The sequence below is a fragment of the Archangium sp. genome (genome assembly GCF_045802675.1).
Lineage (GTDB): Bacteria > Myxococcota > Myxococcia > Myxococcales > Myxococcaceae > Archangium.
Window position 1 is genome coordinate 1 of sequence record NZ_JBJMQO010000082.1, and the last position, 17,203, is coordinate 17,203.

Sequence of the window (17,203 nt, forward strand, 5' to 3'; positions counted from 1 at the left end):
CTGAGCCAGGATCAAACTCTCCAATTGAAATTTGAAGGTTTTGAACCGGCTTGGCCGGGGTCCGGCTAAGGAACTCCCGACTTCGCTGTTCAGGGCACCTCGGAATCGACTCACGCCGACTCTCTTGAGGTGCCGTTTAGAATTGACTGCGGTTTCCGCAATCGTGTACTTCTTGGGCTTGCTATTTGGTTTTCAAAGACCGAGCCGCTTGTTGCTGTCGCGGCTTCATGCTACCGTCTTCTCACTGCTCGGCAGCACCCTGTTCAACTCCGGGGCTGCGTCTTCTATTTCGAAGCGGCTTTTCTGTCAAGCGGCCGTTGCCGCTCCGTTTCACCGCTTCGCCCCGGTTTGGATTCAACACCGCGCCTTCGCGCTTTGTTTCTTCCTTTCGGGAGGGGCGCGGAACCTACTTCGCTTCCGTGCTCCGTGTCAACTTGCTTCGTCGACTCTTTTTTCCGCCCCGTCCCGGCTCTGTCGCTTGCGCGACTTCCGCCGTTTCGTGGGGGAGCGGCTTCTACCACCACCGCGTTGGGAGTCAACCCGCTTCGTCGACTTCGTATTTCGTCTTTCACTTCTTTCGTCCGGGGGACTTCGTCGCCAGTGCGACTTCGCCTTTCCGTCCGAAGGGGCGCGGCTTCTATCGCTTCGCCCCCAGGGAATCAACCGCTCGTTCTGCCTGGCCGATTCCGCCCGCCGTCAGCTTTTTCCAGCCGCACTGGCGAGGCATCCAGTATCTAGGACCGCCTTCAGGACTTGTCAACTTCGTCGACTCGTCCCGTCCGGCCCTGATCAGCCGTCGCATCCTTCTCAGGTGCGAAGCTCCCAGGCCTTCCGGTCCCTATTGATGCTCAAAAGAACAAGCCTCACTTCGCTGAAGTGTCGCCTGCGCGACACCGCGCCGTGAGGTGAGGCGGCTTATCCACCAACCGATCGGGCCACGCAAGCAATTTCACCTGCGCCCACCCGTGCGCCCTACCCGGACTTGCCGTCCCGGTGGGAGCTGCTCCCGGCCCAGCTCCAGCTCGTTGGAGGTGTAGGGGAAACCCTCCTCGGAGCCCGAATCATTCCCGCGGGTCCGGTTCCCGGCTCCTACGTCCCGGACTTCTCCAACCGGAGTCTCGAGAGATCCGCTCGCCCCCGACGGCTGCGCTCGGCGACCACCACCGAGTGCAGATCCCGATAGGCCCGCTCGAAGTCGTCGTTCACGACGATGTAGTCGTACGACGCAACCCCTCGCTCGATCTCCGAGCGGGCGGCCAGCATCCGGCGACGAATCGTGTCCTCCGCGTCCGTCCCACGATCGCGCAGGCGCCGTTCGAGCTCCTCCATCGAGGGAGGCACAACGAAGACGAGCACCGTGTCGGGGTTCTTGCGCTTGATCGCCAGTCCGCCCTGCACGTCGATGTCGAAGATGGCCACGCCCCGCCGCTCCCGGGCCTCGTCCACCACCGCCTGGGAGCTGCCGTAGAAGTGACCGTAGACCTCGGCCCACTCGACGAACTCGCCCCGCTCGATCCGCTCCTGGAAGGCGGTGACGTCCACGAAGTGGTAGTCCACCCCGTCCTGCTCCCGTCCTCGGGGCTTCCGGGTGGTCACACTGATGGAGAAGAGGGAATCCGGTAGCTCGCCGAGCAGACGGCGCGCCAGGGTGGTCTTTCCCGTCCCCGACGGCGCGGAGAGGACGAGCAGGATGCCGGGCTGCAGTGGAGTGGACTCGTTCATTCGACGTTCTGGACCTGTTCGCGGATGCGCTCGACTTCTGCCTTCATCGACACCACACGCGATGAAATCTCCGCGTGCTGGCTCTTCGAGCCCGTGGTGTTCACCTCGCGGTGCATCTCCTGCACGAGGAAGTCCATGCGGCGGCCCGACGGCTCGCTCCCCGCCATCATCTGGCGGAATTGCTCGAGGTGACTCGCCAACCGCGTCATCTCCTCGGCGATGTCCGTCCGCTCGGCGAACACGGCCACCTCCTGGGCAAGCCGCTGCTCGTCCACGGAGATGCCTCGCGCCAGCTCCGCCACGCGCTCGGCCAGCCGCTGGCGGTACTCGTCCACCGAACGCGGCGCCAGCTCCGCCACCTCCCGGCTCCAGCGCTCGATGAGCCCCAGCCGGGCCTCCAGGTCCACGCGTATCGCCTCCCCCTCCACCTGCCGCATCTGCTCCAGCGCGCCGAGCGCCTGCTCCAGCGCCGCCTGCACCGCCTTCGTGGCCGCCTCCACGTCCATCCCCCGCTCCTCCAGCCGCACCACCCCCGGCTGGTTGGCCACGTGCGTCCAGGAAATCTCGGCCATCATCCCGAGCGACTCGGCCACCTGGCGGAAGGCCCGCGCGTACTCCCGCGCCAGCCCCACATCCACCACCGGCACCGTCCCGGCCGCCGTCGCCGTCTGCCTCTTGATGAAGACCTCCACCGCGCCGCGCGCGAGCCGGTCCTTCACCTGCTTCACCACCGCGGACTCCAGCGCCGCCAGCTCCCTCGGCAGCCGCGCCTTCACCTCGCAGAACTTGTGGTTCAGGGAGCGCAACTCCACGGAGAACTCCTCGTCCCCCACCTGCGCGCGTCCCGCTCCGAAACCCGTCATGCTCTTCAGCATTCGCGGCTTGCTAGGCCCTTCCGGCCAACAGGTCAAGCCACCTGCGCGGGGATCCTCTCTGCTATGGTCCGCCCCCCGATGGTCTGGCACAAGCGGCTCGAATCGTGGGCGAAGCTGGCTCTCGCCCTCGTGGCTTCCGCCCTCCTCTGGCGCCCCGGCCGCCGGCGGACGGTGGGTCATCCCCTCCCCTCCCCCCGGCGCGTCCTCCTCGTCCGGATCGACAACCGCGTCGGCGAGGCCCTCCTCACCACCCCCCTCCTCTCCACCCTCAAGGCCTCCCCCCACCCCCCGGAGATCCACGTCCTCGTCCACTCCAAGGTCGCCCGCGTCATCGCCGGCCACCCCGAGGCCGATCGCATCATCCCCTTCGACCGCCGCCTCCTCTGGCTCGGCGCCCTCGCCCCCGGCATCCGCGCCCTGCGCCGCGAGCGCTATGACGTCGTCGTCGACTGCGCCAACTGGTCCACCCCCTCCGTCACCTCCGCCCTCATCTCCCGCCTCGCCGGCCCCCACGCCCTCGTCATCGGCCCCCAGCAGTGGCCCATTCAGTACCTCCACTCGCTCTCCGTCCCCGCTCGGACCGATACCACCCGCGAGGTGCTCCAGCGCGTGCACCTGCTCTCGCCCCTCGTGCAGGACCCTCCCCGTGAGCTGATGTCCTTTCGCGCGCCCAAGGTGAGCGAGCAGTTCCGGGCCTGGCTCGAGGCTGGCTCGGGTTCGCCTCGCGCGGTCGTCAACCCCGGCGGGCGGCTCGGCTGGCGCCGCATCCCTCCCGAGGCCTTCGCCTCCGCCGCTCGCGCGTTGATCGCCTCCGGAAGGAATCCCATCGTCACCTGGGGCCCCGGTGAGGAGGAACTCGCTCGCACCGTCGTGGCCCTCGCCCCCGGCGCTCAGCTCGCTCCCCCCACCAGCATCGACGAGCTCGCCGCCCTCATGCGCTCCGCCGGCCTCACCGTCTGCAACAACACCGGCCCCATGCACCTGTCCGTCGCCGTCGGCGCCCCCACCCTCGGACTCTTCCTCCGCATGGACATGGCTCGCTGGGGTCACCCCCATCCGCCCCATCGCATGGTCGACCTCACCCCCGTCGTCGACTCGGGTGCGAATCTCGAGGCCCGGATCTTCGAGGAGGTGCGGGACTTCGCCGCGGGACTCCCGGAGCGGGCTTCAGCTTCCTGAGGGTAGGGCGCGAGCTTCGTCTCGGAGCAGCACGGGCACTCCGTCCCTGATGGGGTACGCGAGGCCGCAGCTCGCACAGTGCAGGTGGGGCAGAGGGGGGCTCTCGAGGGGGGAACCCGGGGCCCGCCTACCCTCACCCCGACCCTCTCCCGGAGGGAGGAGTTGCTCTGGGTGGGGTGGGTCTGACAGAGGGCCCTTGCAGATCGGGCAGGCCAACGTCGCTCGCAGCCAGTCGGGGATGCTCATGGTTCGCTACTTCGACTGCCGCTCCGCCTGCAGCTTCCTCGCGAGCTCCGTCGTGCTGTGATTCTTCGGGTCTCCCGACACCGCCACCCTCCCTCCGTAGGCCCGTACCTCGTCCGCCTCGGGAATCGTGTCCGGCGTGTAGTCCGTCCCCTTCACGTGCACGTCCGGCTTCAACGCCCGGATGATGTGGCGCACGTCCGGCTCATCGAAAATCAGCACCCCGTCCGTACACGCCAGCGCCGCCACCAGCTCCGCCCTCTCCCCCTCCGGAATGTGCGGCCTCCCCGGCCCCTTGTACGCCCTCGTCGACGCGTCCGAGTTCACCGCCACCACCAGGTAGTCCGCCAGCTCCTTCGCCCCCTCCAGGTAGCGCACGTGCCCCACGTGCAGCAGATCGAACACCCCGTTCGCCAACGCCACCGTCTTCCCCTCCGCCCTCCACCGCTCGCGCTGCGCCACCACCTCCGGCAGCCGCATCACCTTGGCCAACGTGCTCACCGCGCGCTCCTCAGCTCGCCCAACAGCTCGTCCCTCGCCACCGTCGCCGTCCCCAGCTTCTGCACCGCCAACGCTCCCGCCACGTTCGCCAGCCTCGCCGCCTCCCCGAAGCTCCCTCCCGCCGCCAGCCCCAGCGAAAACGCCGCGATCACCGTGTCCCCCGCCCCCGTCACGTCCACCGCATCCTTCGCCCCATGCACCGGGATCAGATCCACTCCCCCCTTCGCGTCGAAGAGCGCCATCCCGTGCCGGCCCCTCGTCACCAGCAACGCCTGGCACTTCATCCGCCGCACCACCTCGTGCCCCGCCTCCAGCAACTCCTCCTGCGTGTTCAGCGGCCGGCCCACCAGCGACTGCAGCTCCGGCTCGTTCGGCTTGCACACCGTCACCCCGGTGAACGCCGCCAGGCTGTAACGGCTGTCCACGCACACCGGCAGCCCGTCCGCCGCCAGTCTCCGCAGCGCCTCGCGCATCTCCTCCCCCACCACCCCCGCCCCGTAGTCCGACACCACCACCGCGTCCGCGTCCTTCGCCGCCTCCTCCACCTTCTTCACCAATGCCCGGCGAAGCCTCGGCGGCAACGCGCCCCGCTGCCCACGGTCCAGCCTCAACATCTGCTGCCGCGTCGTGTTCACCCCTCCCGCCAGAATCCGCGTCTTCGTCTCCGTCTCCACGCCCTTCGCACTCACCGCCCGCAGCTCGACTCCTGCTTCGTCGAACAGCTTGCGCAGCGCCCTCCCCATCTCGTCCACCCCCAGCACGCCCACCGCCGTCACCTGCCCCGACAGTGCTCGCACGTTCGCCGCCACGTTCGCCCCGCCCCCCAGCTTCACCTCCGAGGACTCGTGACGCACGATCAGCACCGGCGCCTCGCGGCTCACCCGGTCCGTCTGGCCGTAGATGTAATGGTCGGCAACCAGGTCCCCTACCAGCAGCACCCTCCGGCGCGCGAAGGCCAACGGAATCTGGGCCAGGGAAGGCATCACTCGGGCGGGCACCACAGCAGCCATGGCGGCGCGTTGTCCCACAGCCCCTCCCCTTCGACAAGCCGACCTTTTCCTACCCCAGCCCGAGCGCCCGGCGAAGGTGCGACTCCCCCTCGAGCACCTCCACCCCCAACCGCACCGTCCACGCCTCGAAGCCGCTCGGCAGCCGTACGAGGTCCTTCTCCGTCGTCACCACCCTCGCGCCCAGGCTCGCCGCTCGCGCGCCCACCTCGTGGAGCTCCCGCGCACTGAAGCGATGGTGGTCCGGATAGAAGGCCGTGCCCCGGACCTCCGTCCCCAGCTCGCCCAGCGTCCGCAGGAAGCCCCCCGGCCGAGCAAGCCCCGCCAATGCCAGCACCGGCTGTCCCTTCAATGCCTCGGCGGGATGGAGCCCTCCCGATGGGTCCACCCAGGCCGTGGGCCGATACCGCGTCCGCACCCGGGGCGCTGGCAGCGGCGGCAGCGCCGGCCCGGGCGTCGATGCGGCTCGCACCCAGAAGAGCGTCGCCCGGCTCAGCCCCAAGAGCGGCTCGCGCAACGGGCCTCGCGGCAACATCCGCCCATTGCCGAAGCCCACCGCCTCGTCCACCACCACCACGTCCTCGTCCCTCGCCAGCTTCCGGTGTTGGAAGCCGTCGTCGAGCAGCACCACCTCCAGCCCGAACTCGTCCCTCGCCCGGCGCGCCAGCTTCCGGCGATCCGCTCCCACCAGCAGCCTCGCCTCGGGGCAGCGGCGCGCGAGCAGCAACGGCTCGTCCCCCGCCTCCTCCACCGACGGCAACGGCCCCGCTCCCGTGAAGGTCACCGGCTCCTTCGAGCCCCGCCCATACCCCCGCGTCAGGATGCCCACCCGCTTCCCCTCCCGCACCAGCAGCTCCGCCAGGTACAGCACCGCCGGCGTCTTCCCCGTCCCTCCCACGTTCAGGTTCCCCACCGACACCACCCGCAGCCCCTCCACCCGCTCGCCCTCCAGCAGGCCCGCGTCGTAGAGCGCTCCTCGCAGCCGCACTCCCGCCCCGTAGCCCCACGCCAGCACCTCCAGCGGCGCCAGCATCGCCCTCCGGCTCCACCCCTCTGGCTCGCCCGGGTAGAAGACCCGCTCAATCGCCGTCGGCGCTTCCTGCCTCGGGGCCTCGCCGCTCACCGCTCCGCCCTCGCCTGCTCGTACAGCGCCAGCACCTCCGCGGCGATCCGCTCGTTGCTCGGGTGCGCCACCGGGGACCTCGTGCCTGACTCCGACGCCTCCACCACCGCCTCCGCCGTCAGCCCCTCCACCAGCACGTCCGCCAACGCCGGCAGGTTGCCCTCCTCCACCGCCACCACTCGCACTCCACTCGCCCTCGCCTGCGCCGCCGCCCTCGCGCTCCAGTCGTTGCCGAGCCCCAGCACCCACACCTCGTCCAGCGCTCGCAGCCAGCGCGCGAAGGTCTCTCCCCGCTGGTACCCCGCGAACGTCACCGCCTCCTCCAATCCCAACGCCCGCACCTGCTGCCGCACCGGCTCCACCTGTTCGCCGTCCCCCACCAGCACCAGCCTCGCTCCCGCGTGCCCCCGCCGCAGTTGCGCGAAGGCCTCCACCCCGAGCCCGTGCCTCCTCGAGGGCTGGAACGTCGACACCATCCCCACCAGCGGCGCCCCCGTCAGCCCCAACTCCCGCCTCAGCGCCTCGCGGTCCTCCGCGGGCCGGAACATCGCGTCCACCAGCGGCGGCAGGACGCGCACCCGTCTCCCCACCAGCTTCGTGATCACCGAGGACGAGGGCACCGTGTAGGCGTCCGCTTCCGGCAGCGAGAACCTCAGGGACCTCGGCGCATGCACCGAGCGGATGACGACCGCGCCCCTCGGCCTCCCCCACCTCGCCACCAGGTGATCGTGCGTGAAGTGCGCGTGCACCACGTCCACGCTCCGCGCCTTCAACTTCCGCGTGTCACTCCACACCGTCCACGGCGGCGATTTCACCGACAGCTCGAGCCCGCCCTCGTCCAGCAGCCCCAGCTCCTTCAGCCGCGGCACCGAGGGCTCCTCCGCCGGAATCTCCTTCCTCCGGCGATCCACCGCCACCGTCACCTCGTGCCCCGCCTCGCGCTGCGCCCGAGCCAGCAACGCCACGTTCTCCGCCGGGCCACTCCAGAACGGGCTCGCCAGCAGGTGCAGGATCTTCATGGGGTGAGCGCTCTCGCCATGTGCTCCACGTTGCGCTGGCTCGCTCCTGAAATCTGCCGCACCGTCCCCCTCGCCAGCTCCCCCAATGACGTCACCGTCTCCGGCTTCGCCAACAGCTCCGACATCACCCGGTACAGCTGCTCCGCGTCCTTCACCTGCAACCCGCCCCTCCCCACCAGCACCTGCACGCTGTCCCGGAAGTTCTCCATGTGCGGCCCGAACAGCACCGGCTTGCCCTGCCCCGCTGGCTCCAGGATGTTCTGCCCTCCCCTCTTCGTGAACGACCCGCCCACGAACACCAACGTCGCCAGCCGGTACGCCCTCGACAGCTCGCCGATCGTGTCCAGCACCACCACCCGCCCTCCCTCCTCGTTCCCCTTCGAGCGCAACCCCACGCTCAGCTCCGCCTCCCTCGCCAACGCCACCACCCGCCCCGCCCTCTCGATGTACCTCGGTGCGATCACCAGCCGCAGGTCCGGGTGCGCCTCCAGCAACCGCCGGTACACCTCCAGCAGGTGCTCCTCCTCGCCCTCGTGCGTGCTGCCGGCGATCCACACCCGCTCCCCTTCCTTCAGCCCCAGCGCTCCCCGCAGCGCCTCGTCCTCCTGGCTCTCCTGCACCGGGTCCGCCGACGCCAGCGCGTCGAACTTCGTGTTCCCCGTCACGAACACCCGCTCGCCCGGCGCCCCCAGCCCCAACACCCGCTCCGCCTCGTCCTCGCCCCGCATCAGGAACAAGTCCATGTCCCGCAGCGGATTGCCGATGAGCGAGAACAACAGCCGGTACTTCCCCTGGTGCGCCGGAGAGAAGCGCCCGTTCGTCAGCGCCACGCGCCCCCCCGCGCGCCTGGCCGCCCGGATGAGGTTGGGCCAGATCTCCGTGTACTCGAGCACCAGCAGCTCCGGCTGGATGGCGCGCACCGCCCGCCTCGTGGCGCCCCACAGGTCGTAGGGCGCGTACACCACCCCGTCCACCTGCTTCGCCAGCCGGCCCTTCCCCATCATGTAGCCCGAGTTCGTCATCGTGGAGAGCACGATGCGGCACCCCGGAAAGCGCGCGCGCAACGGGCCGAACATCGGCGAGAGCGCCAACAGGTCTCCCGCGCTCGCCCCGTGCATCCAGAACGTCGGGCCGGGCCCTCGCGGCGGCAGCTCCCCTGGCGCGTAGAAGCCGAGCCGCTGCCGCAGCCCGTGCCGCGTCTTGCGATGCAACGACAACACCGGGAAGAGCACGGCGAAGAGCAGGTAGCTGGCGAGGACGTAGAGAAGGCGCATGGCAGCCGGGGCCGCGTCCCTCTACCAGATGCCGCCCCTCCCGGCAGCACGCGTCCCCCACTCCAGCTCCCTCGCCCCGGGCACGCTCCTCCCGCCCTTCCCTCTCACCTTCTAGGAAAACAGAAACAACGTGTTTATTCTGTATTCATTGGAAATGTCGGACTTCTTTGGTACCTTGAGCATCGTCCCCGAGGCACGGGGAACAGGAGGCAGCCAGTGGAGAATCGTTTCCGCGGAGTCATTGGAGTGGCGGCGCTGTCGTTCATGATGGGTGCGTGCACCGAGGGCAACGCGCCCGAGGGCAACAAGCCCATGGCGACCCGGACGCTCGCGTCCGCCCTCGGCAACAACGTGGTGGACGCCGACGAGTCGGGCACCGCCCGCTTCATCACCGGTGAGCTGGGCAGCCTGCCCGCGCTCGCCGCCCCCCAGGATGCGCTCACCGCCGACCTGAGCCCCGCCCTGGCGAGCATCGCCCCCCAGTTCAAGCTGGACGCGGCCAACCTCGTCCTCAAGCGCGCCTACACCGACGCGCAGGGCGACATCCACTACCGCTACGGCGTGCTGCACAACGGCCGCGCCATCTACGGCGCCGAGCTGCGCCTGCACGCGCGCGACGGGAAGATCTTCGCGGCCAACACCAACGTGCGCGGCGACCTGACGGGCCCGGACAAGGCCACCGTGGCCCCCGAGGCCGCCATCTCCGCCGCCGCGCAGGATCGCGAGGCGCCCCAGGATGCCCGCATCGCGGGTGAGCCCGAGCTCTTCTACTACCGCGCCGGCGACAAGCTGCTGCTCGTCTACGAGCTGCGTCAGACCGGCGAGCAGACCGACGGCACCCCGGTGGACGACTCGGTGCTGGTGGACTCCGCGGACGGCTCGGTCGTGGCGCGCATCCCCCACGTGCACACCGCCCTGGGCCGGAAGATGTACGACGGCAAGACGCTGTCCACCCTGCCCGGCACGCTGACGCGCATCGAGGGCCAGGACCCCGTCGCCGACCCCATCGTCAACGAGAACTACGGCCACCTCGGCACCGTCTACAACTGCTACAGCACCCTGTTCGGCCGCGACTCCATCAACAACGCGGGCGCCACGCTCATCAGCACCGTGCACCACCGCGTGAAGTACGTGAACGCCTTCTGGGACGGCACCCAGATGGTGTACGGCGACGGCGACAACGTCACCGCCATCAACCTGGCCAAGTCGCTCGACGTGACGGCGCACGAGCTGACCCACGCCGTGACGGACAACGAGTCGGACCTCATCTACTCGGGTGAGTCCGGCGGCCTCAACGAGTCCATGTCCGACATCTTCGGCGCGGTGTGCGAGTGGTACGGCGACGGCAAGGTCGTCAGCGCGCGCACCTGGCTGGTGGGTGACGACGTCTGGACGCCGGCCACCGCGGGCGATGCGCTGCGCTACATGGCCAGCCCCACCCAGGACGGCACGTCGCTCGACTACTACCCGGACTACTCCTCCGGCATCGACGTGCACTACAGCTCGGGCATCTCCAACCTGGCCTTCTACCTGCTGAGCCAGGGCGGCACCCACCCGCGCGCCAAGACGGCCACGGTCGTCACGGGCATCGGCATCGAGAAGGCCGCGCGCATCTTCTACAAGGCCAACGTCGACCTCATGACGCCGAGCACCACGTTCGAGCAGGCGAAGATCGCCACCGAGCAGGCCGCTCAGCAGCTGGGCTTCGACGCGGCCACCGTCACGGCCGTCACCAACGCCTGGAAGGCCGTGGGCGTGGGCGTGCCCGTCCCGCCCCCCGTCAACACCCCCATCGAGAAGAACGTCCCGGTGAGCAACATCTCCGGCGCCAAGGGCTCCAAGGCGTACTTCAGCTTCAAGGTCCCCGAGGGCGCCACGGACCTCAACGTCAGCATCAGCGGCGGCACCGGTGACGCGGACCTCTACGTGCGCTTCAACAACGCCCCCACCACCAGCCTCTACGACTGCCGCCCCTACAAGTCCGGCAACGCCGAGTCGTGCGTCTTCGCCGCTCCCGCCCAGGGCACCTGGTACGTGATGCTCAACGCCTTCAGCGCCTACTCCGGCGTCTCGCTCTCCGTCACCTGGAAGGGCGGCTACATCCCCATCGAGGGCGGCGTGCAGCTCGACGGCCTGTCCGGCATCGCCGGCTCGGATCAGGTGTACAAGCTCACCGTCCCCGCTCGCGCCGGTGGCATCGACAACAACGTCCACGTGCGCCTCTTCAACGGCACGGGCAACGCCGACCTCTACGTGAAGCCGGGCTCCGCCCCGAAGTCCTTCGACTACGAGTGCCGCAGCGTCAAGGAGGGCAACACCGAGGTCTGCAACCTCAACAACGTGGCCCCCGGCAACTACTACATCCAGGTCTTCGGCTCGAAGGGCGGGTACCAGAACCTGTCCCTGGCCGCCACCTACGACTGAGCCGCTGACTCCCGAGATTCAACGGCCGCTCTCGCTCTCGCGGGGGCGGCCGTTCTCGTTCAGGGCCCCGCGCGCCTGGGCAGGACGCGAATCGGGCTCGGGGCAATCCACGGGCGCCACTGCGTTCCGAAGAAGCTCCCCGGCCCTCTCGCCCACGCCTCTATCTGCACCGCTCCCTCTTCCACCAACTTCACCGACCTGCCGTCCTCGCCCAGCTGCCCCACGCCTCGTACCTCGATGCGCACCTGCTCTCCCGCTCCCGGCGGCAGGCGCACCGTCAGCACGTCTCCCACGTGGGCCTCACGGCGCTCCGCGTCCAGGCCCTCCAGTGCGAAGCCCTCGGGCTCGCCCAGTGCCCGGAAGGCGCAGACGGCCCGGCCACTCGCGAGCCCCTTCACCACCTGCTCCGCCGCCTCCCGCGCATCCTTCGACAGCTCCACCGGCGTGCCTTCCGCGGGCGGCAGGTACATCGCCATCGACTTGAAGACGTCCTCGTAGCGCGGCAGCCCGTGCGCGTCGTGCGAGCACAGGGCGATTCGCGGCTTCTCCCGCTCGAGCTCCAGCAGCCGCGCCAGGGACTCGGGTCCCGGCTCGACGAGCAGCATCACCCCGTGCACCGGATTGCCGAGCGTCGCCCCCACCGCGGGCAACAGCCGGCTGATGGGGTGGCGCAGCGCGTCCCGGAAGAACGTGTCCGCGGAGTAGAGCTCGTAGCCCTCGGCCCTCCGCGCGGCCTCCTCGTGACGCCAGGGGTTGCGCTGCTGCACCGGGTGCGCGAGCACGCTCACCCCTCCCGCCTTCTCCACCGCCGCCTCGGCCTCCCCTCCGTCCATGTACGGCCGCACGCCCTCCAACGGCCGCCTCAGGCCAAACGCCACCAGGTGCCCGTGCGCCGTCGAGAGCTCCACGCCCGGCACCATCAGCACCCCGTCCACATAGGCGGGCTCGCGCGGCACGAAATCGTTGTGGTCCGTGAGCACCACGAAGCGCAGGCCCGCGGCCTTCGCCGCCGCGGCCACCTCCTCCACCGTGCCCCGCCCATCCGAGCGCGTCGTGTGCACATGGAAGGCGCCTCGCGGCCACTGGGGCGCGTCCGGCGCCGGGGGCACCACCGGGTACTCGGCGTACGAGGCCGCGAGCGTGAAGAAGCCCGCCACCCCCAGCACCCCCAGCACCAACCCCAGCAGCGCCCGGAGCAACTTGCCCGCAAGCACCGCCGGCTTCACGCCGCGCCCCGCTCCGGGCCCGCCGTCTGCAGCGACCACAGCGCCGCGTAACGGCCTCCCGCCTTCAGCAGCTCCGCGTGGCTCCCCCGCTCCACCACCCGCCCCGCCTCCACCACGCAGATGACATCCGCGTCCACCACCGTCGACAACCGGTGGGCGATGACGAGCGCCGTCCGCCCCGGCAGCACCGCCGCCAGCGCCCCCTGCACCTCGCGCTCGCTCTCGGGATCCAGACTGCTCGTCGCCTCGTCCAGCACCAGCACCGGCGCCCGCGACAGCACCGCCCGCGCGATGCACAGCCGCTGCCGCTGGCCTCCGCTCAGCTTCACCCCGCGCTCGCCCACCCGCGTGTCATAGCCCTCGGGCAGCGCCCGGATGAAACCGTCCGCGTTCGCCACCCGCGCCGCCGCCTCCACCTCCTCGCGTGTCGCGTCCGGCCGCCCATAGCGCAGGTTGTCCAGCACGCTCCCCGAGAAGAGCAATGGCTCCTGCGTCACCAGCGCGAACTTCGCCCGCACGCTCGCCGCCGTGTACCGGTCCACGTCCACCCCGTCGAAGCGCAGGTGGCCCGCCTGCGGACGCTCGAAGCGCAGCAGCAGGCTCGTGAGCGTGCTCTTGCCTCCACCGCTCGGCCCCACCAGCGCCACCACCTTGCCCACCGGCAGCTCCAGCGTCAGCCCGTCCAGCGCCCGCCGCTCCCCGTACGCGAAGCGCACGTCCTCCACCTGGATGCCCCGCTCCAGCGCCGGTGCCTCGGTGGCCCCCGGCGCGTCCTCCACCGGGTGGCGCAGGTCCAACAACGCGAAGAGCCGCTCGCCCGCCGCCCCCGCCTGCATCGCGAACTGCGTCACCCGCCCCAGGTCCTTGATGGGCTGGTACACGAGAATCAACGCGGTGAGGAAGGACAGCAGGGACTCGGGCTCCATCGCGTGCGTGGCCGCCGCGTACCCCAGCGATCCCGCGAGCGCCGCCGCCGCCAGCACCTCCATCAACCCCGGCACTCCGCCTCGAGCCCACGCCGCGCGCACCAGCGCCTCCTCGTGGGCCTTCGCATGCGCCGAGAAGCGCGCCAGCTCCGCCGCCTGTCCGTTGAAGGCCTGGATGGTGCGCATGCCGCCCAGGCCCTCCTGGAGCTGCCCCGCGAGGTGGCCGAGCTGCACCTGGCCCTCGCGCGTGCCCCGCAGCGCCTTGCGCGTGAGCCTCGAGGCCGGCAGCGCCGCCAGCGGCAGCACGGCCAGCATCAACCCGCCCATCAGCGGACTGATGGACAGGGCCATGCCCGCCAGCACCAGCACCTGCAGCGAGTCCCGCAGGTACGAGCCCACGGTGTACATGGCCGCCATCTCCACCGCCTGCACGTCCGCGGAGAAGCGGCTGAGCAGATCTCCCACCCGCTCGCGCGCCATCTGCGCGGGAGAGAGCGAGGACAGGCGCAGGAAGAGCTCGCGCCGCAGGTCCGCCACCACCTTCTGGGCGAAGAAGCCCATGAAGTAGAACTGGCCGAGGTACCCCACGCCCTTCACCACGCCCACGCTCAGCACCACCACGGGGAAGCCCCAGAGCGCGGCCTCGCGAGGCAGCCGCGACAGCCACGGCACCGGTTGCGCGCCGCCGAAGCCCTCCGAGCCCCCCGACAGCAGGAAGCGCAGCGCCGGGCCCAGCAGGTACGCGTACGCCCCCGTGGCCAGCCCCAGCACCGTCATGCACGCGAAGGCCATCGCCAGGATGCCCACGTGCGGCCGGGCGTAACCCAGTAACCTCCACAACGACTTGTGCATCACCGGCCTACTTTGCGCAGCGCGGCCTTGGCGAGCTGGGCATTGGGATTGAGCTCGAGCACCTTGAGCAGCTTCTTGCGCGCCCCGGACGCGTCGTCCATCTCACTGTCGATGATGGCCGAGATGATGAGCGCCCGCTCCAGGTACGGGTTGAGCGAGAGCGCCTTGCGCAACACCTTCTGCGCCGCCTTCGCCCGGTCCTCCTTCGGCCCCGTGCCGGCCAGGAACGTGGCCCAGGCCAGGTACGAGTAGTACTCGGGCTCCTGCGGGTTGAGCGTCACCACCTCCTCGAAGTGGATGAGCGCCGAGCGGTACTGCTTGCGCTTCAGCGCCGCCTCTCCACGCCGCAGGATGATCTCCGCGTCCACGTTCACCGTGGTGGCTCGCCCCACGTCCATGCGCGACATGAGGTACTGCAGGTACGCCTTGCGCTTCTCCTCCACCGACAGCACCCGGTACGCCGCCGACAGCTTGTCCTGCACCGAGTCCAGCAGGTCCTTGATCTCCGAGGTGTCGAACTCGGCGTAGCTGTCCGGATGGAAGCGCGTGGCGAGCTCGTGGTAGGCGCGCTCGACGGCCTCGGTGTCCGCGGCGATGTCCAGCCCCAGGCAGCGGAAGTAGCTGCCGGTGATGATCTTCACCGCTCCGTCCCGCAGGCTCGCCGCCGTCTCCGCGTCCAGCGGCTTGCGCTTGCGCGGGGCGATGGACTCCGGCACCGCCACCACCTCGCCCGGACCGCTCACCGCCGGCGCCGGCGAGAAGCTCACGCAGCCGACCACCTTGAGGAACCACAGCAGCGAGTACCCTCTGCGCAGGTCTCCCCGCCCGTGCGCCAGCAAGTCCCGGAGCGGGATGCGCCCGTTCACCTGCATGACGATCTTCAGGTCGTCCGTGTTCAGCCCCAGCGCCGCCAGGTCCTTGCCGAACTCGGGCGTGCGCACCGGGTACTCCGCCTGGTGCGCGCGCAGCGGCGCGGCCATCACCTTGAGCGGAATGGCCCGCCTCGCCCCGTCCAGGATGGGCGCCAGTGACGGCGTCTCCACCGTGGCCACCTCGGCCTGGAACTCCTCGCCCGGGTAGAAGGCGTAACGGCCCTCGCGCATGCCGATGACCTGCGCCAGCCGGTCCGTCGTGTAGTCGCGCAGCAGTTGCAGCAGCTCCTCGCCCGCCGCCTCCACCCCGGCCTCCGCCAGCGCCGAGCCGATGCGCATCCCCGAGGCCAGCGCCTGCACCACCCGCTCCGCCTGCGCCTCCGTCACCACCTGGCGCTGCAGGAGGTAGCTGGGGAGCGCGTCCTGCCGCGCGCTCGAGTCGTAGTTCACCGCGCCGCCACGAGCGAAGAACACCCGCCGCGTCAAATCCCGGTACGCCACCACCAGCACGCCATCGCGGTGCAGCCGGTAGAGCGACACCAGCAGCCCCGGCAGCGGGAAGCCCTTGAGATCGCCGCTGACCACCGCCGAGCGCGCCAGCATCGCCCGCACGCCCTTGAGCGGGGCCTCGTTCTGCGCGGCGCCGGCCACCAGCGACTGGAGCTTGCCCACCAGCTCGCCCGGCTTGAGCGGGTCCGCCACGTAGGCGTTCACCTTGAGATCCAACACCGACGCCACGCCGCGCGCCCGGCCCAGGTGGCCCTTGTCGATGGCCACGATGGGCACGCGCGCCCCCATGCTGTGGTTGCGGATGAGGTGCCCCACGTGCGCCCCGTCCAGGCGCGGCAGGTCCACGGACACCACCACCATGTCGGGGTTGTCGGCGACGAAGTGCTCCATCGCCGAAGCCGGATCCTTCACCGCGCGCACGGTGAATCCGGCTTGAGACAACAACCCGGTGAGGTGCTCCAGAGTCGGTGGATGGCTCTCGGCCAGAAGAAGCGTCTTCAAGGGCGGGCGAGTGTACACATTCAGCCCGCTCGCTTCAGTGGGTATCCGCCTCCCTCCGCTCGCGGCGAGCCCCTCGCCCTCAGGGAAAACGCCTACCCGGTAGCTCAGGAAAAGAGCGGACGTGCCCTGAGTGAAAGAGTTCAGGCATGCGGGAGTACGGCCTGCTTGAAAGCCGCGCCGCCCCGTCCCCAGGGAGAGCAAGCAGCCGACCCCCCCCACCGAGCGCACCGCTCCCGAGTACGAGGGCAAGGAACCGGCCGATTACGGCACGGGCTACTCCCAGAAGATCTCGTACTCGCTGTCGAGCGGCTCCGTCTGGCAGCCGAGCACCCATGAGCGCTGGACGTTCATCTTGCGGACCAGCTCCAGCAGCACGCCCTCGTGGAACGGCACGGGCATGAAGGTGTTCCTCATCGTGAAGCGCGCATGCGCCGGCGCCACCCACGTCAGCTCGAACTCGCCGAAGTTCAGCGCGACCCGGTACACCACCGGCAGGCTGTCCAGCAGGCGCCGCGGGTCTCCCCCCGCCTGCATCACGCCCATGGCCTTGCCGGCCGTGGACTTGCGGAAGTCCGCCGCCGCGCGCCTGCCGAGCTGCCGCAGGGCCTCCTCGGTGCTCCCATGCTCCACCGCCAGCAGCGGCAGCGCCGTGGCGACCATCCGCAGATAGGTCGCGATGGGATAGTTGAAGAACGCCACGAACCCCCGCTCGCCACTCACCGCGAGGCAACGCCTCATCATCACGCCGTCGCCGAGCTCGCCCACCGTGTCCAACAGGCTGAGGCAGAACACGCCGCGCGCGGTGTCACCGGGATAGGCCAGGGAGATCCGCTGCGCGAAGTCGCGCTCCCAGAGTTCCGCGACCCGTGGCGGCGCGGCTTGCCGGATGTCCTGGCGCATGCGTCATCCCCCCTGAGTACCGACCCCTGACGAGGTTATCGAATCGACC

At 70.0% G+C, this 17,203-nt stretch carries 14 protein-coding genes; 2 read left to right on the forward strand and 12 right to left on the reverse strand.

Features of this window, described 5'->3' with window-relative positions:
* Positions 1 to 1,089: 1,089 nt before the first annotated feature.
* Both gmk and ACJ8AN_RS23745 read right to left on the reverse strand, forming a co-directional pair.
* Complete coding sequence (gene gmk, locus ACJ8AN_RS23740; protein WP_407757721.1) at positions 1,090 to 1,722, reverse strand: guanylate kinase; 633 nt, start codon at positions 1,720 to 1,722, stop codon at positions 1,090 to 1,092.
* Entirely contained in the window at positions 1,719 to 2,597 is an 879-nt protein-coding gene (locus ACJ8AN_RS23745; protein ID WP_407757722.1) for a YicC/YloC family endoribonuclease, read from the reverse strand. Before ACJ8AN_RS23745 ends, gmk begins: the two co-directional genes overlap by 4 nt.
* Before the next feature lie 78 nt (positions 2,598 to 2,675).
* On the opposite strand from ACJ8AN_RS23745, the gene ACJ8AN_RS23750 reads away from it, so the two are divergent.
* Complete coding sequence (locus ACJ8AN_RS23750; protein ID WP_407757776.1) at positions 2,676 to 3,776, forward strand: glycosyltransferase family 9 protein; 1,101 nt, start codon at positions 2,676 to 2,678, stop codon at positions 3,774 to 3,776.
* Here ACJ8AN_RS23750 and ACJ8AN_RS23755 read toward each other — a convergent pair.
* The 6 genes from ACJ8AN_RS23755 to ACJ8AN_RS23780 all read right to left on the reverse strand — a co-directional run bounded on the left by ACJ8AN_RS23755 (position 3,765) and on the right by ACJ8AN_RS23780 (position 8,943).
* On the reverse strand, positions 3,765 to 4,022 hold the full coding sequence (locus ACJ8AN_RS23755; protein WP_407757723.1) for a Trm112 family protein: 258 nt from the start codon (positions 4,020 to 4,022) through the stop codon (positions 3,765 to 3,767). The genes ACJ8AN_RS23750 and ACJ8AN_RS23755 overlap by 12 nt on opposite strands.
* Positions 4,023 to 4,028: 6 nt before the next feature.
* Complete coding sequence (locus ACJ8AN_RS23760; protein WP_407757724.1) at positions 4,029 to 4,520, reverse strand: adenylyltransferase/cytidyltransferase family protein; 492 nt, start codon at positions 4,518 to 4,520, stop codon at positions 4,029 to 4,031.
* Positions 4,517 to 5,503 (reverse strand): bifunctional heptose 7-phosphate kinase/heptose 1-phosphate adenyltransferase, encoded by a 987-nt coding sequence (locus ACJ8AN_RS23765; protein WP_407757725.1) that lies wholly within the window; start codon positions 5,501 to 5,503, stop codon positions 4,517 to 4,519. Before ACJ8AN_RS23765 ends, ACJ8AN_RS23760 begins: the two co-directional genes overlap by 4 nt.
* A 76-nt stretch (positions 5,504 to 5,579) precedes the next feature.
* The gene (gene lpxK / locus ACJ8AN_RS23770) at positions 5,580 to 6,650 is read right to left on the reverse strand and encodes a tetraacyldisaccharide 4'-kinase (protein WP_407757726.1); all 1,071 of its coding nucleotides are present in this window, start codon (positions 6,648 to 6,650) and stop codon (positions 5,580 to 5,582) included.
* Positions 6,647 to 7,669, reverse strand: coding sequence for a glycosyltransferase (locus ACJ8AN_RS23775; RefSeq protein ID WP_407757727.1), 1,023 nt, complete (start codon positions 7,667 to 7,669; stop codon positions 6,647 to 6,649). The genes lpxK and ACJ8AN_RS23775 overlap by 4 nt, the downstream gene beginning before the upstream one ends.
* On the reverse strand, positions 7,666 to 8,943 hold the full coding sequence (locus ACJ8AN_RS23780; protein WP_407757728.1) for a 3-deoxy-D-manno-octulosonic acid transferase: 1,278 nt from the start codon (positions 8,941 to 8,943) through the stop codon (positions 7,666 to 7,668). Before ACJ8AN_RS23780 ends, ACJ8AN_RS23775 begins: the two co-directional genes overlap by 4 nt.
* A gap of 216 nt (positions 8,944 to 9,159) precedes the next feature.
* Here ACJ8AN_RS23780 and ACJ8AN_RS23785 point away from each other — a divergent pair, with 216 nt between their 5' ends.
* Positions 9,160 to 11,367: a M4 family metallopeptidase gene (locus tag ACJ8AN_RS23785; protein WP_407757729.1), complete on the forward strand. Its 2,208-nt coding sequence runs from the start codon at positions 9,160 to 9,162 to the stop codon at positions 11,365 to 11,367.
* 59 nt (positions 11,368 to 11,426) lie between these two features.
* Here ACJ8AN_RS23785 and ACJ8AN_RS23790 read toward each other — a convergent pair whose 3' ends face one another.
* The 4 genes from ACJ8AN_RS23790 to ACJ8AN_RS23805 all read right to left on the reverse strand — a co-directional run bounded on the left by ACJ8AN_RS23790 (position 11,427) and on the right by ACJ8AN_RS23805 (position 17,154).
* Complete coding sequence (locus ACJ8AN_RS23790; protein WP_407757730.1) at positions 11,427 to 12,593, reverse strand: PHP domain-containing protein; 1,167 nt, start codon at positions 12,591 to 12,593, stop codon at positions 11,427 to 11,429.
* Positions 12,590 to 14,371, reverse strand: a complete 1,782-nt coding sequence (locus tag ACJ8AN_RS23795; protein ID WP_407757731.1) for an ABC transporter ATP-binding protein — start codon at positions 14,369 to 14,371, stop codon at positions 12,590 to 12,592. Before ACJ8AN_RS23795 ends, ACJ8AN_RS23790 begins: the two co-directional genes overlap by 4 nt.
* Complete coding sequence (locus ACJ8AN_RS23800) at positions 14,371 to 16,254, reverse strand: DUF4388 domain-containing protein (protein WP_407757732.1); 1,884 nt, start codon at positions 16,252 to 16,254, stop codon at positions 14,371 to 14,373. The genes ACJ8AN_RS23795 and ACJ8AN_RS23800 overlap by 1 nt, the downstream gene beginning before the upstream one ends.
* Before the next feature lie 273 nt (positions 16,255 to 16,527).
* Positions 16,528 to 17,154, reverse strand: coding sequence for a TIGR02265 family protein (locus ACJ8AN_RS23805; RefSeq protein ID WP_407757733.1), 627 nt, complete (start codon positions 17,152 to 17,154; stop codon positions 16,528 to 16,530).
* Positions 17,155 to 17,203 lie beyond the last annotated feature (49 nt).